This window comes from Ferroplasma sp. (assembly GCF_031200575.1).
In the GTDB taxonomy this organism is placed as follows: domain Archaea; phylum Thermoplasmatota; class Thermoplasmata; order Thermoplasmatales; family Thermoplasmataceae; genus Ferroplasma.
In genome coordinates this window covers 710,931-734,581 of the sequence record NZ_CP133597.1, presented here as the reverse complement: position 1 = coordinate 734,581, position 23,651 = coordinate 710,931, and the positions used below count along the sequence as shown (strand labels likewise).

The window sequence follows — 23,651 nt, the reverse complement described above, 5'->3', positions numbered from 1 at the left end:
TTAAATTACTATTTATAGGCTATCATGGATGCGTAGCCTACAACCCTGCTATGGCCTGACCCATAATCACCGGAATTGCTATGATTCAGAAGTGCGATTTTCCCCTTCATCTGCCTGGTGACCATCATTAATATTGCAATTGCACCGTAGCCGCAGGCAGATATGCCGTATTTTTTCAGATCCTCATAATATTTTCTCACATTTAATTCTTCTATGTCCTTGATTATAATACTATCCAGTTCATTGTTCTTATCGTACTGATTATAATGGTTTAGATCTGAACTTATGAGCAGAAATGGTTTTTCCTCCAGCGTCTCTATGGTTTCTGCTATATTTCTGGCTACGGGCTGCCCCTGGTTTCCCAGAATTATGGGGGAAAATGAGAAATTAGAATTAAATATATACTGGAGAAACGGAATCTGAACCTCAATGGAATGCTCTATCATGTGGGCTTCCTTATCATCCCTTATAATATTTGATTTGAGAAGTATTTTACCTGAAAGTGCGGAATTGACCCTGGCGTATCCCATTGGAGTATTCCAGTACCCGTCCGGATAAATTGCTGGATAGGATGGGTACCCAGAATGATTGGGCCCTATAATTAAAAAATCCCGTTTCTTGCAATTTTTGATTATGTTGTAAGCATATGCTGCTGTTCTGCCCGAGTATATATAACCTGCGTGAGGGACTATGGCGCCTATTAATCTTTTGTAATTTATAACAGGAGGTTCTATGTCCATATAACTGGTTATATCGTTTTTTAGTTGTTTGTAATCATCCGGGTAAAATGCCCCGGCAACATAGGGGTCCCTGGTATTATCCATATATAAGGATTACTATGATTTATATAAATTTTATATAAAGGTTAGAAAATGTTATAAAAATGCATTTTAATGCAATAATCCTGTTACATGCACTAAAAATCTATATAGAAGAAATGCGTAGCATATTCAACCATGATGCAGGATGAATTCATTGAAAGTTTGAATGATGAGGATGGAAAGATTCTGGTAAATATCGCAAAGAGTGCCATAACTGAGAATGAAAAGGATCAGTGCAATATTCCTGAAAAGCTTCAAAACAAGGCGGGTGCCTTCGTAACACTTAGTGAAAATAAAAGCCTCAGGGGGTGCATAGGATATTTGAGGCCAGTAATGCCACTTGCAAAGGCAGTAGAAAAGGCAGCGTGGAATGCGGCATACCGTGACCCCCGGTTCAACCCCATGGGTAAGGACGAGATCGGGCGAATTTCTATAGAGGTAACAGTAATCGGTGAATTAAAAGAGGTGAAGTATGATGAAATTCGTTCTGCCACCCCGGGCAAATATGGCATTTACATAGAGAATGGAATATATTCAGGAACATTGCTTCCACAGGTAGCTATTGAAAATAGTATGAGCATGGAAGAATTTATAATGGAAACCTGCAGAAAAGCAGGGCTTGGAAAGAATTGCTATAAAAATTCCTCAATTTATGCCTACGGTGCAAAAATATTTAGATAAAAATTATAAAGGTAAGCCTAACTTACACAAAATTTATTTTTTCTGAATAAACATGTTCTGTTAATTTTCTAAGTTCCTCTGTTCCATAGAATACAGATTTCATGACAATAGCATCCCTATAAAATTTCTCCACACCGAAATCCTTGAAATACCCATATCCACCATGGGTATTAACTGAATATCTGGCTATCTCCACAAGATGCTCCATGGCAAAGTTAAATGTGTAGTATGGGTCAGTCCTGCCGTAAAGTGAATTTCTCAGAATAGATTCTACAGACCTGAATCTTGCCAGCCTGAATGAAACCGGCTCGAAATCCCTGAGCTGGTTGCCGAATGCCTTCCTCACATTTGTGTAGTCTATGGCCTTCTGAAGTGCTCCAGAAATCATGCCCAGCGCAATAGCTGATGCGGCACCGTATGATTTTTCCATTATCTCTGCTATTCTACTGTTTTTATCCAGTATCTGAATGCTGTTGTCAAGATGCAGGTCACCGAACCTCAACCCGCGGAATCCCATGAAATCTCTTGAATCTGACTTGAACGGACCGGAAATCATGGATGTGTTATCTGCGAATACAATAAGTTTCTCGGCATCCGACCCAAGTATGTTTTTCAGTGTTCCCTTTGCTTTCCCGGATTCAGATTCAACACTGCCGGTTTTATTGATAAAATCCACGGCAACGCCTATTTTTCCTGTAGATGCATCATTAAGCGTATCCTCTGCTGAAGTTCCTTTGACTGCAGGATAGTACATAGAATTTAAAATAAATATCTTCATTGCCACAGATGGGGAATATTTCGCTATCTCCTCCAGGATAATTTCATATGATGTTTCATCCAGCCCAGATCCTGAGTATTTATCCGGTATAGCAGACCCCAGAAATCCCTGGGATGCAATTAAGTCCGTTAGTTTTTCTGTTATTCCTTCTGTTTCTATTTTCTTTTCGTCCAGGTTTTTTTCACAGAATTCCACTACAGTCTCCCTGAGTATATTGTTTTCCTCTTCCATTTTATTCACCCTTTAATATGTATCTTGCAATGACGAGTTTCTCAATTTCGCTTGTGCCTTCCCAGATTTCCATGATTTTCGCATTTCTGAATATTCTCTGTATACTCTCATACAGTGATTTATTACCCAGTATTTCCATTGCCTCTTCAGCAGCATATACTGCAGTTTCGCTGCTGTATGCCTTTGCCATGCTTGTGAGTTCGGGCTTGGGCTTGAATTCAAACAGATATGATGCTGCATTGTATGTCATCTGCCTGGATGCCTCTATTCTGGTACCAACATCTGACAGCCTGAACATGGAATCCTCGTCCTTCACGTTATTTTCCTTTATATAGGATTTAATCTTATCAAAGGCCCCCCTGGCTATACCTATGGATTGTGCAGCAACATAAATTCTGCTTATGTTGAAAAACATCATGATATAATAAAAGCCCTTTCCCTCTTCACCTATAAGGTCATCCTCTGATAGCTCTATGTTATTGAACTGAAGTTCGGCAGTGTTGGTAGCCCTTACACCGAGCTTATCTTCCAGCTTTGTGGCACTGAAGCCCTTAGATTTTGTATTGAGAAGGAATGTGCTCAGCCCATGATGCGGATTTGAATCCTCTGATGTCCGTGCAAGTATGACCAGATAGTCAGCTATTGCGCCATTGGTTATGAACATCTTGGAACCATTGAGTATATACTTATTCCCCTGTTTCTTTGCTGTGGTCTTCAGGGCTGCAACATCGCTTCCTCCGGATGGCTCTGTTACACCAAGCCCGAGTATGTACTTTCCACGGTATACATCGTTCAGGATTTCCTTCTGCCTGTCATTGCCGAATAACATGATAACCTCACTGCCAAAATATGGAGTTGTGAGAGCTATGCCGAGACCAGCATCAACCCTGCAGAGTTCCTCTATGGCAATCAGCACCTTGGCAGGGTTCTGCATATCCACAATCCCAAGTGACAGTGATTTTTTGCGAAGGCCATCCGGATAGGATTCCTTTCTATCATATTCAGCAGCCACATCCTCAGTAAATTCTTTCAGGGCAAATTCCCTGATTTTCTCCCTATAATCTTCCAGTTCCTCAAACATATTTAAACACGCTCCAGTAACATTGAATATCCCTGCCCACCGCCAACACATAGTGTGGCTATGCCGAGATCTTTCTTTTTATCCTGCAGGGTTCTTCCCAAAGTGCCTGCAAGCCTGGCGCCAGTAGCCCCCAAGGGGTGCCCTACAGATATTCCACCACCGTGGATATTTACCTTTCCAAGATCAAGGTTGAATGAGTGTACTGCATTCAAAACCACAACTGCAAAGGCCTCGTTTATCTCCCAGTAGTCTATATCATCCGGCGAAAGCTTATTTCTTTTCAGAACCTTTTCGGTTGCCGGAACAGGTCCCTCACCCATTATGGTGGGATCAACCCCAGCTGCAGCAAAATCTACTATTCTGGCCAGAGGTTTTAATCCGTATTCTTTCACCTTCGATCCTGACATCAGCATAACCATGGATGCACCGTCATTCAATGATGATGAATTAGCAGCCGTTATTATGCCATTCTCCCTAAATGCAGGTTTTAGGGATTTTATCTGTTCAAGTGAAACATCTTTCCTTATTCCCACATCACGGTCAATTACCGTTCCGTTCACAGTAACCGGCATGAGTTCTCCCTGCATAAAACCGTCATCATATGCCTTTGCTGCCCGCTTATGTGAATTATATGAATATTCATCCATCTCATCTCTTGATATTTTTCTCAGTCCTGCAAGCTTCTCTGCTGTGAGTCCCATATTATAGGATACATTCATGTTGAATTTAGAATATTTTGGATTGACCATTAGTTCCATATTTGGCTTTATGAAGGGATTGTCTATGCCAAGTGGTACATGGGTCATGTGCTCCATTCCACCAGCAATTGCAATGCCTGCTTTTCCGGTCATTATTTCCATGGAGGCAATGCCGGTTGCATTCAATGATGAGGAGCATGCACGATCCAATGACATGGCCGGAACAGATACTGGCAAATCAGCAAGCAGTACAGGGTGCCTGCCTCCATATGTCCAGTTTTCTCCAGCCTGGAATGCACATCCAGTTATAACATCCTCTATCTCTGCGGGATTAATCTTCGTCTCCTTCACCGAGAGCTTGATCAATTCCGACAGCATTTTGTCCATTCTTAAATCATTGTAAACATCCTTTTCCGGGTCTCTGGGCCTTGCCCTTGAGAACGGAATTCTTCTATAATCAACTATATACACATCTTCCATATTTTTCACTCCAATTTTTTTCTTAGAACCTTCTTATCTATTTTTCCGGTTCCTGTTTTTTCAAATTCATCCACAAATATGTAATCATCAGGCAGCCAGAATTTGGCTATTCTCCCTGTTTCAACATATTTTTTCATTTCATTCTCTATGTCCTCCCTGCTGGCAGTTCCCTTTATGAACGCAACAGGGCGCTCCCCCCACTTTTCGTCAGGCTTCTTTGTAACTGCGACCTCCCCAACGCCAGGAACAGTGCTTATAAGGTCTTCAAGGACCATGGACGGTATGAATTCCCCTCCTGATTTAACTGCATCGCTTTCCCTATCAACGATTTTTACGTATCCATATTCATCCATTGTTGCAAGATCACCTGTATGCAGCCAGCCATCCTTCCATAATTTTGAAGTTTTTTCCTGATCTTTTATGTAACCCTGCGTTAGCCATGGTGCCCTGACAATTATTTCCCCAATCTCCTTATTGTTTTTTTCCACATCCTCTCCATCTGAGACAACACGCAGATCAACGAATGGTACAGGTATCCCGGTTTTTCTTCTGTATTCCTGTTTCTTTTCACTGCTGAAGTCCATAATATCGTTGCTATAATTGGCCAGTGTCAGGATGGGCCCGGTTTCAGACATTCCGTAACCTGTTACAACTGTCATGCCCAGCGATTCTGCAGTTTTTGCCAGACCCTCGTTCAGTGCGGCACCTCCAATCACTGATTTCAGTTTAAGCTTTCCAAGTACTTCAGGGCCACGTTTTGCCTGCAAAAGTAGATAAAGTATGGATGGCACCATGGCAGAATTTGTGACCTTTTCCCTCTCCATGGTTTCTATTATTCTGTCCCATTCATATTTTCCGGGAAGGACGTATTTTATTCCTCTCATAATGGTGAAATATGGTATTCCCCATGCGTGAACATGAAACATGGGAACAAGAGGTAGCATGACTGCTGTGCGTTTGAGGGCTATGGGCTCGTCTGATAATGCCACAGAGGAAGCCAGACTATGAAGCACCAGCTGTTTATGGGAGTAGTAAACGCCCTTTGGCAGGCCGGTAGTTCCAGATGTGTAGAATAATGTGGCCATACTATTTTCATCCGGCTCCACCTCTTTATACTCTGCATCCTCCAGCAGGCTATCCGCATAATATACATTATTGAGGTCGTACTTCTCATGCCCTTTTTCAGAATATACTATAAATCCTTTGATAAAGTCAAACATGTCCTTGTACTGCAGAATAAGTGGCATGAAATCAGCGTTGACCACCAGGTAGGAATCCTCAGAGTTTTTTACCGTATAATAAAGCACCTCGGGTGGATACCTTATATTGACCATATGAATTACCGCACCGATCATTGGGATTGAGTAGTAGCAGTACAGATAGTTTATGGTATCATAATCCAGAACGGCTATTCTATCTCCTGGTTTTACACCAATCTTCCGTAGATTTGCTGCAAAATTTTTTACATTCTTGGCGAATGATTTGTATGTCAGGGTATTATCCCTGTACACTATTTGCTGATCTCCATTTGACCGGACAGCACTGTCCAGAAGATTGTTTATAGTCAGCTTAAAGTCTACCATAGGTTATGATAATCAATTATATTATAAGTTTTCCCATTACAACGTTAACCTTGTTTTAAGAAGCAAATTAATTTACCATATAACATCAGATATTAAGAATATGCCTGTTCATACCAGGTAGATGTGACTATAATATATGATAAGAGCATTAACGGTATTATCAGTAAAGTATGAATGAAAAAGACTTTAAAGTTAAAAAATATGTATTGTCATGATTAAGCAGGTAGCAGTTATAGGCGCCGGAGTCATGGGCCATAGCATAGCAGAAGTTTTTGCGCTGAACGGATATGATGTGAATCTTGAGGATTTTTACCCAGAGGTAATAGAAAAAGCTAAGGCCGGGTTAAATAATAGCCTTGATAAGCTTGTTGCTTCCAAAAAGATAGATAATGCTGGTAAAAAATCTGCACTTGACCACATAAAATTTTTTAACAGCATCCAGGAGGCAGTTAAAAATGCAGATTTATCCATAGAGGTTGTTCCAGAAGTTTATGACATAAAAGTCAAAGTTTTGAAGGAGATATCCGAAAACACAGACAGGATTATAGCATCCAACACATCTAATATCAGGATAACTGAAATGGCAGGAGAGGTAAAAAATCCAGAAAGATTCCTTGGAATGCACTTTTTTAACCCACCAATACTGATGAAGCTGGTTGAGGTTATCAAGGGGGAGAAAACATCAATGGAATATGTCAATGAACTGTATGAGCTCTCCAAGAAAATAGGAAAAATACCTATTAAGGTCCTGAAAGATCAGGCAGGTTTCGTTGTAAACAGGATATCAGCCCCAGAAATGCTGCTGCTCTGCAATGCTTATGGAAATAAGGTGGCAAAGCCTGAGGCAATAGATAATTATTTCAAATCCCAGGGGCTTCCAATGGGCCCATATCAACTATTTGACTATGTTGGGCTTGATACTGTTGTTGATTCCCTGAAATACTATGGTAAGGAGCTTTCTCCTGATTACGGGAAATGCCATGCATTCGACAGCCTGATAGAGGCCAAAAAACTTGGAGCAAAGACCGGTGAGGGCATATATAAATGGGAAAACGGGAAGGCAGTTATACCACCTTCCGAGGAAAGCGACAAAATCAACCTGATGGACATGTTTGCACTGGAAATCAATGAGGCGACGAGGCTGATTGAGGATGGAGTTGCAACACCTGATGATATAGAGGCAGGAGTCAAATATGGTCTCAACAGGCCCTTCGGACCCATTACAGTTGCCAATGGATTGAGCAATGATGAGGTACTTGAAACACTGGACCGGCTGCAGAAACAGTACGGCCTTGAAGTATTCCAGCCATCAAATACACTGAAGGCACATAAACTGAGGGAAGCTTTCAATAAAAAATCTGAGGAGATAAAAAAAGAGGAAACTACAGGAATCCTGGATTATAAAATAGATGGAAAGGTAGGAATAATTACACTCATGAATGGAAAAAATAATCTCATGAGTTTTGAATTGCTAAAAGCACTGGATCATCAGCTTAACCTCATAGAGGAGAAAAATAATGTTAATGTTGTTATCATAAGGGGAAATGATAGGGCATTTTCAGCAGGCGCAGATCTGTCACAGTTTATTAGCAATCCTTTTATGTTCATGAAAATAGCAAGCACAGGGGAGCACATATTTGACAGGATAACTGGGATGAATAAAATTTTCATAGCTGAACTAAAGGGATATGTACTGGGAGGCGGATTTGAACTTGCACTGGCATGTGACATAAGAACTTCTGTCCCTGATTCTGTTATCGGATTTCCTGAAACTTCCCTGGGGCTTATCCCCGGATATGGAGGAAGCCAGAGGCTCCCCAATCTTATAGGCATTTCCCGTGCCATGGACATGATTCTGTCCAGCGAAAGGATTACTGGGCAGAAGGCCTATGAATACGGCATACTGACAAGGCTGTATACTGAAAATATTGAGGAAAACACCATGAAGCTGGCAAAGGAGCTTTCTGAAAAAATCTCACCGGCTTCAGTTTATGTTGCCAAACGCCTGATATACAGTACAGCAAAAATAAACCTTGACGAGGAAGCACTTTCCATGGGAATGCTATATGCTGGTAACGACCTGAAGGAGGGAGTAAGGGCATTCCTTGAGAAGAGGAAGCCGGATTACAAGGGAAATTAACCGCCCTTATTAACATCAATCGGTTTGCTGCCTTCCGGTTAAAAACAGCAATAATTAATATTTATAATTTTAATTCATATGCATGTCCCTACACCCTAATATATACAAAGGAAGAATCAATGATGATGCCGGGGCAGTAGAGCTCAAAATCAGGGAAAGCATAAAAGATTCGTCATTATTCTTCAGATTTTTTACAGGCAAAAGAATTCTTATTTCCTTTGATTTTTACAGGCATAATATAGAAAAAAATATTCTGGAAAGGCAAATTAACGGATCCCCGGATAATTATGCTGATTTCATTTATTATGCTGCCGCCAGGGAATACTCCATGCTTATATACACCAGAAAACACAGGAATAATATAAAAAAACCATCTAGATTCCAGGGAATCTTATCCAGTGATAAAAGAAGAATCCGCATGGCTACAGTATTTTTGCTTCCGGCAATCTTAAAATCCTTTCCACTACTATTTGAATTATCAATGAATTATTATAAGAATTTTTCACCTGATTCTGACTTCGCATCACTATTCATCTCAAAGGCAGGACATATTCAGGTTGACAGTGATACCTGCAGACGTTTTTTTATAGAGGTTGTGCGAACTGCCGAGCCTTCCGGACCATGGATAAGGAGGATGAGATCCCTCTCATATGAACTGTATGGTGATAGTATGGATTACATGGAGGTATTTGCACTTTACATAGCCTATGCTCTCTATAAAAAATCCGGTTCAAATATTTCCAGGGCCCTAAGATCAGCCTACTGTAATTCACCACTTGAGATATGCGGCATTGTCATGGAGAGACAGGAAGAAATAGAGAAATACCTATGGATTCAGCCCTGATTACCATCCATATTATATCGAGAGAGAATTTTCAGGGAATCGGCTATAACATCAACAGATTTATAGAAATCCCTGATATTAATAACCTCATTCTGCGTGTGTGACAGCCTCGTGTCACCGGGGCCATAGGTAATAACCGGTATGCGCCACAGGTTTCCCAGATTGTTCATATCCCCTGATCCACTCTTGAATATGAGTCTGGGCGACATATTATTTTTTGTTATTGCCTCCTTGAAGGATTTCACAAGAGGGCTTTTAATATCAGAAATATAAGGTTCTGTCCTGTTTTCAATATTGAATGAGTAATCTTCCACCAGTATGTTTTTCATGTCTGATTTTATTTCTGCTATCAGGTCATTTTCAGAAATTGATTTGGGATATCTTATATCAATATACATGGATGCATGTTCCGGAGTCATGTTATCATATTCGCCCCCCTGAAACCGTGTTATCCCGGCAGTAATAGAGTTGAAATCCTTATTTTTGCCGTATTTTGACCTCAGGGCAAGCCAGAAGTCCATGAGCGAGTCTATGGCATTTACCTCCATCCAGGCCGAACTGGCATGATGGGTTTCAGTTCTTTTATCAATTTTCAACAATATTCTGCCCTTGTAGCCTGCAGTTATGTTCATAGCACCTCCTGGTTCGCCGAATATGGCGTAATTATAGCCCGAGTAATTTTCCATTATGGTGTTTATTCCCTTACTGTCGCTCTCCTCCCCTGAGGCTGCAGATATGAGGATCTTTCCATTGAAACCATTATCCATTGCCCTTTTTGCACCGAGGATCAGTGCCAGAAGTGATGATTTGGCATCAACTGCACCCCTCCCATAAAAAAGGTCTCCATCCCTCCTCACAGGAAGGATTCCAGGGACAGTGTCCTCATGCCCGCAAATAAATACCGCTGGTTTACCATTTCCATTAACTGACACCACATTCAGCTGACTGTCTATCACAGGGTCCTGGAAACCCAGGTCATCCATGTAATCCCGGATCAGCCTGGAAACCTCTCCCTCACTTCCACTGGGCGAGTACACATTAAGCAGCTCAATAAGCATATCTTCAGGTTTCATTTTTTTGCCTCTGATATAAGGTAATCAGAAATATAATCAGGTATATTGATTCCGGTTACCGGAACGGTGTTTTTGAATTCAGTGTTGCCGTTTACCTCATTGACAAAGTATCCATCTCTGGACTCAAGGATGTCTATTCCATAAATGCCTGAACCAAGGGCATTATGCACCTTCTCCACTATATCTTCAATTTCGGGTGTAATTTTCAATGGCTCTGCCCTGCCTCCCAGTGCAGTGTTGGTCCTCCAGTCTTCCCCGGATCTGTACCTGTAAATTCCAGCAACGGCCCTGTCATTTACCAGAAATACCCTTAAATCCCTGTTAAAATCGTTTATGTACTCCTGTGTATAATTGACCTGGTATATAGGATACATATATTCCTTATATTCTGACACGTCCATGGCAGCATAGTAATCATTCAGGAGAGATATCATCCTGCCCCAGCTCCCGGTCACCGGTTTGGTTACCGCCCTCCCATTGAAATCTGATTTGAATGATTCGAGGAATTTTTCATTGGTAAATGAAACAAAAGTTTTAGGAATTCTGACCCCGTGCTGTGAAAGCACTGTAGATGTGAACATTTTGTTTCCGGTTATAATTGTGGAATGGAAATCATTCATAATTTTGTTTCCTGTAAACTCAACATATGCTGTGGAATGAAGGTTTCTGTAATATCCTGTACTTCTCTGCAGGGATATATCGCCGAAATCATAGTTCAATTTTTGCAGGTCCATATTAATGTCCTTCACGTTAAGGAGCTGAACATCAACATTTTTATCCTGCATTGATTTAAGTATTGCCCTTTCCTCCCACCGCATAATGTCAAATAGCATTGTAATTTTCATGATGGGACCTCCTTCCCTGCAGAAAGTATTACCTCCGACATGATAGAGGCAGCTTCCTTGAGTTCCTCATCAGATATTACATAGGGTGGCAGCATTCTCAGTATATTTATTCCTGAATACAGGGGAAGGACACCACGATTGATCAGTTCCATTAATACGGGCAGGAATTTTATCCTGAGTTCTATGGCATCCATTAATCCGAGTCCCCTTATTTCCTTAACTATCCTGGCATCGACAAGCCCTGATCTTAATTTATCTCTGAATATTTCTCCTTTTCTCGCAACATTTTCAATCATTGCACTGTCAAGCTGTTTAATCACAGCACTTCCGGCAGCCATAGCCAGTGGGTTTCCACCGGTTGTTGAAGATTGCTCGCCTTTTGATAGGTTATCCATGAATTCCGCCTTCCCTGCAGTAACAGATAGTGGCATACCACCACCTATGCCCTTTCCTATGGTTATAATATCAGGTTTAATGTTAAAATGCTCGTGTGCCCACATCTTCCCTGTTCTGCCCAGTCCGGATTGTATTTCATCAGCCACCAGAATGATGCCATTTTTTTCTGTTACGCCTCTAAGTTCCTGTACGTATTCTTTTGATGGGATATTTATACCACCCTCTCCCTGAACAGGTTCGAAGAACACAGCGGCGATATCAGGATCTTTCTCCAGTTTTTCCAGATCATCCATACTGTTATATCCTATGAATTCAACGTTCTTCATTAGCAATGGCTCAAACGCCTTTCTATATTTTTCTGAGTATGTGATTGATAGGGCTCCGGCTGTTTTACCATGGTATGAACTGGTCATTGCTATTATTTTATGTTTCCTAGATGATTTTATTACAGTTTTTATTGCTGCCTCTACAGCCTCGGCACCGGTATTGCCCAGGTAAAATTTATCCAGGCCAGATGGAACTATGCCGGTTAGGTCCTTTATGAATTCCTCCCTTGCAGGTGTGTATTCCGATGCATGTGCTATGGATATTGTATCGAACTGCTTGCATACGGCCTCCTTCACCGGCATATTGCCATATCCGAGAATTGCAACTCCGTAACCACCCATCATATCTATATAGCGTTTCCCATTGATATCATGGAGAATGGCACCACTGCCATTCAGAATATTCACAGGCAATCTCTGGTATGTATTTGCTATATGATCGTTTTCATAATTCATTATATATCACCGTTCCATTTTCCATATTATGGTAAGGGCTGGAAATTGTCACCTTCCTGACGCCCATTTCCAGTGCCTCTATGGAAGCCATCAGTTTTTTGTCCATTCCAGTCCCAATAAATTTAAGGATGCTTTTTATATAGGCTGTGTCCGCCCTTTCAATTATTTTATCCCCGTAGTAAAGGCCATTGACATTCGTAAGAAATGTCAGTGTATCTGCTTTTAAGGACCCTGCAATGTAGGCTGCAGCCCTGTCCGCATCAACATTAAGATAGCTGCCACTGCCCAGTGCTATAGGTGAAATAACAGGTATGTAGCCTGCCTGCATTATACTTTTTACAGGATCGGGATCAGCGGATTCTACCCTCCCTGTGTATCCTCCATCAATTACCATTTTTCTATTATTTTCGTTCAAAATTATCAATTTTTCCTTTCTCCTGGCCCTCAGGATGCCATTCAGGGTGACTGCCCGTATTCCGTGCTGATTAAGATTCAGAACTATTTTCTGATTGATCAGGTTCATCGCCATGGTAAATATTTCCAGTGTGCTTTTATCCGTATATCTGCTCCTTATTCCCTCCGGGGAGGTTACAAACCTGGGACGATAGTTGAAAGAATCCGCATGTGCATCAAGGTAGTTGCCCCCGCCATGCACTATTGCCACCGGGTCATCAACCTGTTCTATAATAGTATATAAATTATCATTTTCAAGGAATTTTTCCAGTATGCTTCCGCCAATTTTTATGATTTTCATATTTCACACCGGGAATAATGATGGGGCCATTAATGATTCATATTCAGGGAAACCATTCATGATGTTCATTGACTGTACTGCATTTCCTGCTGCACCCTTTATAAGATTGTCAATAGCTCCGAATGAAACAATCCTTTTAACGTACCTATCCAGGGCAAATCCTATATCCACAAAGTTTGAACCCACCACTGTTTTCGGGTCCGGATATTTATAATTGCTCTTCCTGTCCATAATTAGCCTTACAAATTTTTCATTTCCGTAGAATTTTTTAAGCAGTGCCCATAGAGATATTTCATCCTGATACGCATATATGCTCGATGTGGTGAGTATTCCCCTAACCATATTCACTGAATGGGCAGAAAGAGCAATTTTTACCTTCTTGCCTGATGCATATTCCAGCTCCTGCTCTATTTCAGGGGTATGCCTGTGGCCCACTGGTTTGTAAGCCCTGACAGAACCGAACCTTTCAGAAAATACCTTGGATTCATCCAGGCCGGATCCAGAGCCGGATGACCCAACCTTTGCATCAACATTTATAATATTGCTGTCAGTATCCAGTGAGAGAAACGGAGCAATGCTGTAAATTGAGGAAGATGCTATGCATCCCGGGGTTGCAATGAATTTGGCATTTTTGATCTCTTCCCTGTGGAGTTCTGGCATCCCGTAAACAAATTTTTTGATTATATCGGGATATCCATGATCATACCCGTACCACTGCCTGTAGAGGGTATGATCCTTTAATCTGAAATCTGCACTCATATCAATGATTTTCACGCCTGTTTCCACCAGATCAGGGACATATTTAATTGATGTCCCATGTGGAAGAGCAAGAAATATCAGATCCACCTTTCCTGCCATATCTACCGGAGAAATGTTCTCAAATTTCAGATCGGTCAGGCCGTAAAGGTCTGGATGGACTCTCGAAATTTTCTCCCCGGAATGGCTTGTAGAAGAAACAGAGACAATCTCAACGTTGTTATGGCCTACCAGTAGCCTGATAAGTTCCCCCCCAACGTATCCGGAACCGCCGACAATGCCAACTTTGAGCAATTTATTCTCCCCAGTCCTCACCCACATTTTCTGCGGGTTTAATTTCCACAGTTCCGGCGTTTATGGATGATATTTCATAGCTCATACCACATGACCCGCATTCAAGAAGTTCTCCAACCATTGAATCATCGGGCACGCTAATTTTTTCTCCGCATATTTTACACTTTGTTTCCATTTTTTGTCACCTTTTATTATATATTACAAACAAATAGTAATTATTTATTATTAATAAATATTTGTTTGTTATAATATTATTTTTGATATCTAAAGTTTGTTTTAAAACTATGATATCATTAACAGTTAATTATAACATAGTATTTAAAATCTACGAATATTGCAATTTTAGTATGAATTTCGTAATAATTACCGACCTATTTTTATGTTAGCATCATTGTTAAATATACATTTCATGTTATTGTTCATAATATATTTTTTAACCAGATAACATCAAAAAATTATTGTCAGTATGAAATTAATTTTTATAAGATTATTTTCTGAGATATGAATCAGTACCGTTAATCCAGTCGGATCTTATGGGGCTAAAAATATCAATATCCAGTGTGTCCTCAAGCGCTACTGCACTGTGTTTCGTATTTGATGGTATAATTAATACCTCTCCCGCTCCCACATCAATGTCCTTACCATCAACGGTTAGGCGTAACCTTCCTTTCATTATCCATGTTACCTGCTCATTTTCATGGGAGTGCTCTGGAACAACACTTCCCTTCTTTATATCTAACTGGGCAACCATTACACGGTTTCCATAAATCATCTGGCGGGAGAATGTATCAGATAGTTTCTCCCTCTTCACTGTATCCCATTTATACTTTCTAGCCTCTGCCATGCTAATACAAGACACTGCTGCATATATATTTTTGTACATATGCAGAAAATAGACCTATATGGATTTAACTGCGCCACCGTCTATCTGTATATTTGTCCCGCTGATGTATGAAGCAAGCCCAGAACACAGGAAGGCAACGAGATTGCCAATTTCCTCAGGATTCCCGAATCTCCCAAGTGGTATTTCAGCCCTGAGTTCTGCTTCAATTTCCTCTGTTTTTTTCCCGGAGTTTACTGACCTTTTTTCTATTATATTTTTCAGCCGCTGAGTGTAAAAATATCCCTGTGATATTGAATTTACAGTGATATTATATTTGCCAAATTCCATGGAAAGAGTTTTGCCTAGTGCAACAACAGCGGATCTTAATGAGTTTGATATGGCAAAATTCTGTAAGGGATTCTTGGTTGTCATTGATGTTATATAAACGATTCTGCCATCCCGGGATTTGATCATATCTTCAGCACACATACCGGACATTCTCACTGTGGATTTCAGAATCATTTCTATGTTATAGTCCCAATCTGAATCGTTCAGATCCATAAATGGATCAACCCTCGGGTCTCCATAATTCATCACAAGGAAATCTATCTTCCCGTATTTGTCATGCGCTGAATCCACAACCCGAACAAGATCGTCTTTCTTTGACAGGTCGGCTACTATGGCGTTTATTTCAGATCCTGATTCTTCCATAATTGCAGTTTTCAGTCTTTCAACCTTATCTCTGTTTCTGGAGAATGTGGTTATATTTGCACCGTATTTTGTAAGCACTGATATTACGCCCTTACCTATACCCGTACTGCCTGCACACACTATCCCATTTTTACCTCTGAGCCCCTCCATATAAATGTAATATAATGATCTAAATTAATATATCGAAAATAAAAATTACAAACAGGGAATTATACTTTTTAGATCATGGGCTGGAGGCCAACTGCTTTAGCCAGTAGGGATGTCATTTATTCAATTTCCAGTGCAACGACACGGGCCATTGATCCGCTTGCTCCGGCAATTTTCAGGGGTAATGCAATGATAAAGTATTCCTTGCCTGGCGTCAGCTGTTCCAGGTTGTTAAGGTCCTCAATGAAGGCCATGTCCCTGGCAAGAAGTGCCTTATGAACGCGAAAATCAGCATGGCTGTATGGATCTATACCCAGAGAATCGATTCCGATTAACCGGGGATGGTGGTCAATCAAAAAGTCCACTGCATCTTCCGAGAAACCAGGAAAATTATACTGGAACTCTATTGAATATGCACGTTTTTTTGACCACCCGGTATTAACAAGTATTATATTCCCATCGTATTCAGGTTTCCATATCTCTTCCAGGGCTGATCTGTGAATTTCTGTACCGTCAATACTGGGTATGATACAGTATCCTGATCCGATAATCTGGTTCAGTGGTATCTTATCCACGGTTCTTCCACCATCCACCATATGATATGGTGCATCTATATGTGTACCCGTGTGGGTCACGGATTCATACTTTTCAACGGCATAACCATCCCTGGCAAGCAGACCTATGGGGTCTACCCTTACCAGAGGATTTGTTGGCCAGCATGGCATGTTGGTTTTTATGTCGACAGAAAGGTCGATATAATTCTTTACCTTCATAATATTATAACATAATTAGATATTTATAAATTTCTTTAATTTTAATGAACGTTTTATTTTATCAATCAGAGCTGCCACGTAATTACACTGAAATACATTATGTTACCAATATTCATCTTTATATTTTCTTGTTGACCCATAAATGAAAATTTTTGGATTTTAATTTATTTTTGAGCATGGTTTGCTAAAACATGTCATAAACTATTAATATATCATAGGATTTATATTTCATGGATGGTAAAAATAATGATGAAAATTTAAAAAGAGAATACAGGAAAGACATAGGACTGTGGGGTGTTATTATGCTCGCCCTGGGTGGCATACTGGGACCGGCCATAGCCTACGCCCCTGTGTATACCCTGGCATATGCCGGCCCTGCAGGAATACTGGCATGGCCAATAGCCATGATCATGATAGTACCTATTGGCCTTGTATTCGCAGAGCTTGGAACTACGTATCCCAGGGCAGGCGGTGTTGCATATTACCCTTCCAGGACAAATGGACCGGTTGTAGGTGCACTGAATGGCTGGGCATCCATGGTAGGATATCTTTTTGTTGGACCTGTAATTGTCTTTGCAGTGGTGGAATATATGAGTTTTTACTATCCTCCTCTGTACAGCAATGGAACACTTACATATCTGGGCATAGCTGTGGCTGAAATCGTGCTGGTATTGGTATTTGCAGTCAATGTTATGAGAATAAAGCACATGGGAGAGATAAATCTCATTCTCACCATTATAACCCTGATACTTATAGGAATCGTGATTATTACACTGGCATTTTATTTTAAACCATCAAACCTGGTATCAAAAAGTGTGGGTGGATTTGCCCCCTATGGATTCACCGGGCTTTTCGGGGCAATAACCCTGACAGTTTTTGGATACGGAGGCTTCAGGCAGCCCATAGATTATTCTGAGGAGGTGAAGGACCCGGGGAAAAGCATTCCACTGGCAATAATAGCTGCACTACTTATTTCTGGATTTGTATTCACAATGGAGTCTCTTGTATTTGCCGGCGCGGTTAATTTTTCTGGTTTCGGAATTGCTTCAGGAGACTGGGCAGCATTCTTCCAGTACAGCTCACCTTATGCAACAATATCCAAGGTGCTGATACTCCCTGCCCTGGTAATAATAGCAATAATCGTTGCGCTTATTGCAACGTTCAAGGATGGAGTAATATATTATGGAAGCACAGCAAGAGTCGGGGAGGTATTATCCAGGGATGATAAATTTCTTCCGAAGTTGTTTAACAGAATGAGCTTACGTGGTGTGCCCATATATTCTATTATTCTGGTTCTAATAGTGACGGTGGTGCTTGTGGCCCTTGGAAAGTCCCTGGCCACTATCATTGGCATAATGGTTGACGGATTCCTCCTTTCATATGCCCCCGGAGCAGTCAGCCTGATGGTATTCAGAAAAACGGACCCGGATACAAAGAGGCCGTTCAGGGTTCCTGTTGCTGGAGTTCTGGCCCCCACCGCATTTATCATTGCAAATTTGCTTGTATACTGGTCAGGTTTCAGCTCAGTTGAAATAATAATACCACTTGACCTTGCAGGGATTCTTCTGATAATTGTTTATAACCATTACAATAAAATTGATTTGAAATATGCCATGTACGGAATATGGATGCCTGTCTACCTTGCTTTTGTATTATTTATGTCATATATAGGAAGCAGCTTCTTTGGTGGCATCAATCTCATTATATTCCCATATGATTCGCTGGTATTCATAGTGGTAACAGTTATTTTTTACTTTATCGGGGTCAGTACAGGCATAAGAGGCGTGGAATACATCAATAAAAAACTAACGGCTTCAGAAAAACAGACACCGGCAAATTAATATTGAATTTATTTTATAGAAAAACTTAAATTATAAATTCATATGTATTTTTATGACTGAAAGAATCAATAATATCGATATGGATCGGCTGAAGAACACAGATGAAAAAATAAGAAAAAATGGTGGGCATTTTACTGCAGAAAAACATATAGCCGGTGAGTTCCATTTTGATGGGAGCCCAATGTTTACAGCAGAACTAAAATCTGAAATTGCAACATTTACCATGGGAGCAGATGAACCGGGGGTTCTCGGAGGAATGGGAATACAACCAACTCCACTTAACTATCTTATGATGGGTGTAATGTCATGTTATGCCTCAACTGTCGCAATACAGGCTGCAAAAAAAGGTATAAAACTGGGTAAATTAAAGTTCACCGGACATCTTTATTACGATATAGGGCCTGTTGTGGAGGACTTAGATTTTCCCATAATCAAGGCCTTAAATATAGATGTGGAGGCAGATATGGACATAAAAGAGGTACTCAAACTTTCAGAAAGGGCCTGTCCGGCACTGTATGCAATTAGAAATCCCATTCAAACTGAAATTAAACAAATTTAATAATTATATTTTATAATGCCTGAAAACTATATTCTTGATGGAATCCATGAATACCATCCAGATAAAGGTCACTGCTATACTTATAACAATAAATTCTGCTGGAATGGCAGTGACAAGTATTCCGTAGTATGATAGCAATGAAATTACAAGTATATCCAGAATGCTGGAGATCAGTAAAATATTGGATGGCCTGGAACTAAAGAACCGCTTTCTTTCCCTTACCATATACACGGTGAACTGCCCGGAAAAGACAAGCATATCGAAGATAAATGTATGCAGCTGATTTATTCCCAGATGTGAGTACATCCCAATATAAAGGAATATGAATCCCTCTATAACAAGCATTGATGAGAGTATAACGGATGAAGAGATAAGAGACCTAACTTTCCATTGTTCTGGCTTTAGTGAATAACCTACATTATCAGTTGCAATCGACATGGTCACAAAATCATTTGCAAATATCAAAAGTATGACATCAAAGGGGGTTGTAACAAAGAATCGCACAACAAAGAATGATAGAGTGAGAAAGAATGCAACCTGAATTGTCTTCATAATTTTATTCAGGGTGTACGTCAGCATTCTCTGGTAAATTCTCCTCCCTGATTTTATTCCATCAACTATATCTGTAAGGCCGGGATGGGTTAAAACAACGCTCGCTGAGGCTTTCGCCACATCGGTAGCTGATGAGACAGCAACACCGAATTCTGCCTGCTTCAGGGCGGGGGAATCGTTTACACCATCTCCTGTCATTCCAACGATGTGGCCGGTCTTCTGCAGTGCCTTAACAATATAATATTTATCCTCAGGAAATACCTCGGCAAACACAGAGCAGTCTGATGATGAAACCGCATTATTCCTTGCACTGGTAGCATCGCATAATTTCCTGTCAAGCCCGATTTCACCCGCAACCTCCTCTGCAATAAGCCTGTTATCCCCGGTTATCATTACCGGTGACACATTTATTTCCTTGAGTTCGGAAATAAGCATTTTTGAATCCTTCCTGGGTGGATCGTATAATGGTATTATCCCTTTTATTTCAAGCTTATCAGTTCCAGCCGCAATGGCAATAATCCTGAAACCCTGTGACGAAAAATATTTCACGTCGTCAGTATAAGAATCCGGGACATTCTCTGAAAGCCCTGCTACCACCTGGGGCGCACCCTTAATTATTCTTGTCAGGACCCCATTTTCCTGTATTACAGCTTCTGTTCTCTTAATAGCAGGGTCAAATGGTACGAATTTCGTTCTAATGGAATAATCGGGCTTTATAGAGGTTGTTTCGGCATAATCCAGAATAGCATTGTCTATAGGGTCCTCGCTCTCCCTCTCCGACGCATATGATGCGTAGAGTATGAGTCCTGCCTTGTCTCCTGAGTAAACCTTCGGTTCACGGAGAGTCAGCTTGTCCTCTGTTATTGTTCCCGTCTTATCCATGCACAGCGTGTCCATGGATGCAGCATCCTCTATGGCAGAAAGCCTTGTGACTATTTCACCACGCCTGGACATATGCAGTGCGCCAAGTGCCATGGCAATTGTGAATGTAGCAGGAAGTGCAACAGGAATTGATGCTATAAGTACTACAAGGGCAAAGGGTATAACATCTGTGAGGCTTACGCCAGCATATATGGAATAGAATATCAGTGCAATAACAAGTATCACATCTATGGTTATCAGGTCCTTTACTATGCTCATTATAAGTTCTTCTATATGTGATTTTATTTTTGCGGTTTCAACAAGTTCCGTGGTTTTTCCGAAGTAGGTTTTTGCACCGGTTGATATAACCAGGCCATTGGCCTCACCCCGTTTAACTATGGAACTGGAATAGACTGTCCCATCTTTCTTCCTTGTAACTGAAAGAGATTCCCCTGTCAATGCAGACTGGTCGATTTCCAGCTCATTATCCATGATTTTTATATCAGCCGGTATAACATCGCCCAGCCTGAGATGGACAACATCCCCCGGAACAAGAAGCCTTGCAGGCATGGCCACCCATTTTTTATCACGCAAAACCCTTGCCTGGACTGAGAGTTTTTTCTTCAGCAACTCAACAGCATTATCGGCCTTTGACTCCTGTGTATATGATATAACTCCGTTGAATATGACCAGGAACAGTATTATAAGCGTATCATCATATTTGTGAAGGAAAAATGTTATTATAATTGTAACTTCCAGCATCCATGGAATTGGAGCCCAGAATTTTTTCAGGAATTTCAGGATATTACTCTGTTTTTTTTCGGCAACCTCATTGTACCCATATTTCTTTATCCTGTTTTCTGCCTCTTGGGTGGTGAGCCCATCCGGTGATGTGTTTAACTGCTTAAATGCTGATTCAAGGGTGCTGCTATCAGGTTCATTCATAAAATCATTAATTAATGTTCATATAAAATATAAATTTATTTAAAATTATAATAATTTTCAGTAAAATCCCTGGCTATTTAAATTATGCTTTCTGCCTGTCCTCCACCGATACCTTCTGTTGATGCTTAAGATTAGAAATGAATATTGTAGAATTATTTCCATATATTTTGAAAAGATATATGGCCGATGCGATAACAGGTATTATGAGTATGAAGAATGAATAGTCATATCCTATGAATCCAACTATATAGCCGAATACCAGTGGAATTATCATAAAAAGGATATTATTATATGCCATAAAGTATGAATTCGCTGCGCTTCTCTGTTCTACAGTTGTTCCTCTTGCAATCATAATAGTGGACATGGGAAATATTGACCCATGTGGAATACCAAGCAGCATCATTAGAAGCAGAAAATCTGTAAATGTTGAAAGAAATGGAAACATTGTAAGGGCAAACCCTGTAATTATTATGGAAATAATAAGAGGTATCTTTATATGTTTTAAGGGGTGCACGGTAAGCGCAATTCTGGTAAGGAATGAGACGGAAAAGAAATAGATATATGGAGAATAAGCAACTGCCCCTGAAACATGGAATTTGGATATTGCATAAAGTGTCAGAAAGATGCTCAACGCAGCAAATGGGACGTTATATGTTGTTATAGTGAGAATACTTGCCCTGAGTCCATCATTTTTCATGACGTTTGCCCTTGTTTCATTCTTTGTATTTGGGAATTTTATCATTGTAGAGACTATCAGGCCTGCAACAACAACAGGTATAAAGAACAGGAAGACGTCCCTGTAGCTTACAAAAGTGAGTATATAATCCTCTATGGTTGGGCCTAAAATAAGGCTGAGACTTAGCCCAACTGAATAAAGCGAGATTAATCTTTCACGATCTCTCTGATCTTTCAGAAGCGATGAAGAGGTTATGAGGTTCGGCATCATAATACCGTAGGCAAGTCCCGCCAGTGCCGAAATTATCCATACAGTTATGCCATCAGCAAAATAATAACCAACCAGCGCCACCAGGATTGCCACATTGGCACCTATGAACAGTTTTCTCCTGATTGTAGAGTTGAGCCTGGGGTTTATGTAAAATGTTACGGTGAAGGTAAACAGATATATTACTGCAGATATTATTCCCACAAGAAATCTTGAAAAACCAAGATCGATTTTTGCAAGAAGTGGCACAGTGGTGATTATCATATTGTTTGTTGCCCTCATCGAAAATGTCATTATTATTACTGTAATTGCCATATAAATGAAACTAATATTTTTCTTTTCCATGAATACCTGTTTAAGGATATTACAGAATAATATATAAATATTTATCTGAAAATTATATTTTAATAAAATGTTTATCAATAAATTATATATATGCTTATATGTATGAATGGAATTTCTGAATATGAAGAATATTCTTCTTCTGGACGGAGATGAGAGTTTCGGTTTTAGATTTGCAAAGGACTTTAGCGATATATATAAAATCCACCTGCTTTTTCCCAGAGAGGGATTTGAAAATTATTTAGAATCAATTATGGCACTCCCCGACAATTTTGATTATATAATAAATAACTTCAATGTACCATTTTATTCACCTAACAGGGTTTATATGAATATGTTGGACAGGATTCAGGAAATTATAAATTCCAGGTTCAGTAATGGAAAGAAGATACTGATCTCAACCCAGATGGTGTACGCTTCGTCGCCCGAACCGAAAACAGAGAAATCAATTACAGTTCCGGAAACAGAATTTGGAAAAATAATGCTGAAATCAGAAAAACTTGTAAAAGATAATGAACATTATATCATTATAAGAAGTGGCATGGTGTACGGAAAATGCACATATAACATATATACAGACATACTTACTGCCATACGGGGAAATATCCCGTTGAAACTTGATAACCAGGTAATATTAAATCCAGTACTGAACTCTGACCTATCCATGATAGTAGAGAGATCCATGGATAATATTGACAGGGATATCATTAATGTGGCCGGTGATGATGCAATAACATTGTACCAGTTCGGGAAACATCTTTACAATTCCATACATGATGATGAATGCCCATTTAAAGGGGTTAAAAACGGTGGTGACCTGAATTACTCCATGGACTCATCCAGGATCAGAAAAATGTACAAAATCAAGTTTACAGGATTGGAGGATATAGATTTTCTTAATTTTGTGAGATAAAGCG

Annotated in this window: 22 protein-coding genes; 6 read left to right on the top strand and 16 right to left on the bottom strand. The window is 40.2% G+C overall.

Annotated features, from left to right (window positions below; all coding sequences use genetic code 11):
• Positions 1–8: 8 nt before the first annotated feature.
• Positions 9–824: an MEMO1 family protein gene (locus RE471_RS04110; protein ID WP_309215522.1), complete on the bottom strand. Its 816-nt coding sequence runs from the start codon at positions 822–824 to the stop codon at positions 9–11.
• A gap of 132 nt (positions 825–956) precedes the next feature.
• On the opposite strand from RE471_RS04110, the gene amrA reads away from it, so the two are divergent.
• Complete coding sequence (amrA, locus tag RE471_RS04105; protein ID WP_309215521.1) at positions 957–1,502, top strand: AmmeMemoRadiSam system protein A; 546 nt, start codon at positions 957–959, stop codon at positions 1,500–1,502.
• Positions 1,503–1,524: 22 nt separating this feature from the next.
• On the opposite strand, the gene RE471_RS04100 is transcribed toward amrA, so the two are convergent.
• Genes RE471_RS04100 through RE471_RS04085 form a run of 4 tightly spaced genes read right to left on the bottom strand, consistent with a single transcriptional unit; the run spans position 1,525 to position 6,353 of the window.
• Entirely contained in the window at positions 1,525–2,511 is a 987-nt protein-coding gene (locus tag RE471_RS04100) for an acyl-CoA dehydrogenase family protein (RefSeq protein ID WP_309215520.1), read from the bottom strand.
• A gap of 1 nt (position 2,512) precedes the next feature.
• Complete coding sequence (locus RE471_RS04095) at positions 2,513–3,592, bottom strand: acyl-CoA dehydrogenase family protein (RefSeq protein WP_309215519.1); 1,080 nt, start codon at positions 3,590–3,592, stop codon at positions 2,513–2,515.
• A gap of 2 nt (positions 3,593–3,594) precedes the next feature.
• Positions 3,595–4,770 carry an acetyl-CoA C-acetyltransferase gene (locus tag RE471_RS04090; RefSeq protein ID WP_309215518.1) on the bottom strand — a complete coding sequence of 392 codons (1,176 nt, stop codon included), beginning with the start codon at positions 4,768–4,770 and terminating at the stop codon, positions 3,595–3,597.
• A 5-nt stretch (positions 4,771–4,775) separates the two neighbouring features.
• Entirely contained in the window at positions 4,776–6,353 is a 1,578-nt protein-coding gene (locus tag RE471_RS04085; protein ID WP_309215516.1) for a long-chain-fatty-acid--CoA ligase, read from the bottom strand.
• Positions 6,354–6,564: 211 nt separating this feature from the next.
• Between RE471_RS04085 and RE471_RS04080 the strand changes: the two genes are divergently transcribed.
• A complete protein-coding gene (locus RE471_RS04080) occupies positions 6,565–8,493 on the top strand; it encodes a 3-hydroxyacyl-CoA dehydrogenase NAD-binding domain-containing protein (RefSeq protein ID WP_309215515.1) in 1,929 nt (642 codons plus the stop codon).
• Positions 8,494–8,575: 82 nt separating this feature from the next.
• Positions 8,576–9,337, top strand: coding sequence for a hypothetical protein (locus tag RE471_RS04075; RefSeq protein ID WP_309215514.1), 762 nt, complete (start codon positions 8,576–8,578; stop codon positions 9,335–9,337).
• Here the strand turns inward: RE471_RS04075 and RE471_RS04070 are convergent.
• The 9 genes from RE471_RS04070 to RE471_RS04030 form a co-directional block, all read right to left on the bottom strand.
• Positions 9,328–10,410, bottom strand: coding sequence for a M20/M25/M40 family metallo-hydrolase (locus RE471_RS04070; RefSeq protein ID WP_309215513.1), 1,083 nt, complete (start codon positions 10,408–10,410; stop codon positions 9,328–9,330). The two genes, RE471_RS04075 and RE471_RS04070, sit on opposite strands and share 10 nt — an antisense overlap.
• The gene (locus tag RE471_RS04065; protein WP_309215512.1) at positions 10,407–11,255 is read right to left on the bottom strand and encodes a RimK family alpha-L-glutamate ligase; all 849 of its coding nucleotides are present in this window, start codon (positions 11,253–11,255) and stop codon (positions 10,407–10,409) included. The genes RE471_RS04070 and RE471_RS04065 overlap by 4 nt, the downstream gene beginning before the upstream one ends.
• A complete protein-coding gene (locus tag RE471_RS04060) occupies positions 11,252–12,433 on the bottom strand; it encodes an aminotransferase class III-fold pyridoxal phosphate-dependent enzyme (RefSeq protein ID WP_309215511.1) in 1,182 nt (393 codons plus the stop codon). The genes RE471_RS04065 and RE471_RS04060 overlap by 4 nt, the downstream gene beginning before the upstream one ends.
• A complete protein-coding gene (locus RE471_RS04055) occupies positions 12,423–13,187 on the bottom strand; it encodes a [LysW]-aminoadipate/[LysW]-glutamate kinase (RefSeq protein ID WP_309215510.1) in 765 nt (254 codons plus the stop codon). Before RE471_RS04055 ends, RE471_RS04060 begins: the two co-directional genes overlap by 11 nt.
• Positions 13,188–13,190: 3 nt before the next feature.
• A complete protein-coding gene (gene argC, locus RE471_RS04050) occupies positions 13,191–14,264 on the bottom strand; it encodes an N-acetyl-gamma-glutamyl-phosphate reductase (RefSeq protein WP_375379262.1) in 1,074 nt (357 codons plus the stop codon).
• A complete protein-coding gene (lysW/argW, locus tag RE471_RS04045; protein WP_298275350.1) occupies positions 14,239–14,412 on the bottom strand; it encodes an alpha-aminoadipate/glutamate carrier protein LysW in 174 nt (57 codons plus the stop codon). Before lysW/argW ends, argC begins: the two co-directional genes overlap by 26 nt.
• Positions 14,413–14,724: 312 nt before the next feature.
• Positions 14,725–15,081 (bottom strand): cupin domain-containing protein, encoded by a 357-nt coding sequence (locus RE471_RS04040; protein ID WP_309215508.1) that lies wholly within the window; start codon positions 15,079–15,081, stop codon positions 14,725–14,727.
• A 54-nt stretch (positions 15,082–15,135) separates the two neighbouring features.
• Positions 15,136–15,921, bottom strand: a complete 786-nt coding sequence (locus RE471_RS04035) for an SDR family oxidoreductase (protein ID WP_309215507.1) — start codon at positions 15,919–15,921, stop codon at positions 15,136–15,138.
• A gap of 116 nt (positions 15,922–16,037) precedes the next feature.
• Complete coding sequence (locus RE471_RS04030) at positions 16,038–16,691, bottom strand: cyclase family protein (RefSeq protein ID WP_309215506.1); 654 nt, start codon at positions 16,689–16,691, stop codon at positions 16,038–16,040.
• Between the two features lie 230 nt (positions 16,692–16,921).
• Between RE471_RS04030 and RE471_RS04025 the strand changes: the two genes are divergently transcribed.
• Together RE471_RS04025 and RE471_RS04020 are read left to right on the top strand one after the other, a co-directional pair.
• A complete protein-coding gene (locus tag RE471_RS04025) occupies positions 16,922–18,532 on the top strand; it encodes an APC family permease (protein WP_309215504.1) in 1,611 nt (536 codons plus the stop codon).
• Between the two features lie 52 nt (positions 18,533–18,584).
• Entirely contained in the window at positions 18,585–19,091 is a 507-nt protein-coding gene (locus RE471_RS04020) for an OsmC family protein (protein ID WP_309215503.1), read from the top strand.
• A gap of 3 nt (positions 19,092–19,094) precedes the next feature.
• Here the strand turns inward: RE471_RS04020 and RE471_RS04015 are convergent, their stop codons facing one another.
• Positions 19,095–21,449, bottom strand: coding sequence for a plasma-membrane proton-efflux P-type ATPase (locus RE471_RS04015; protein WP_309215502.1), 2,355 nt, complete (start codon positions 21,447–21,449; stop codon positions 19,095–19,097).
• An 82-nt stretch (positions 21,450–21,531) separates the two neighbouring features.
• Entirely contained in the window at positions 21,532–22,707 is a 1,176-nt protein-coding gene (locus RE471_RS04010) for an MFS transporter (RefSeq protein ID WP_309215501.1), read from the bottom strand.
• 151 nt (positions 22,708–22,858) lie between these two features.
• Here RE471_RS04010 and RE471_RS04005 point away from each other — a divergent pair, with 151 nt between their 5' ends.
• Positions 22,859–23,647, top strand: a complete 789-nt coding sequence (locus RE471_RS04005) for a sugar nucleotide-binding protein (RefSeq protein WP_309215500.1) — start codon at positions 22,859–22,861, stop codon at positions 23,645–23,647.
• Positions 23,648–23,651: the final 4 nt, after the last annotated feature.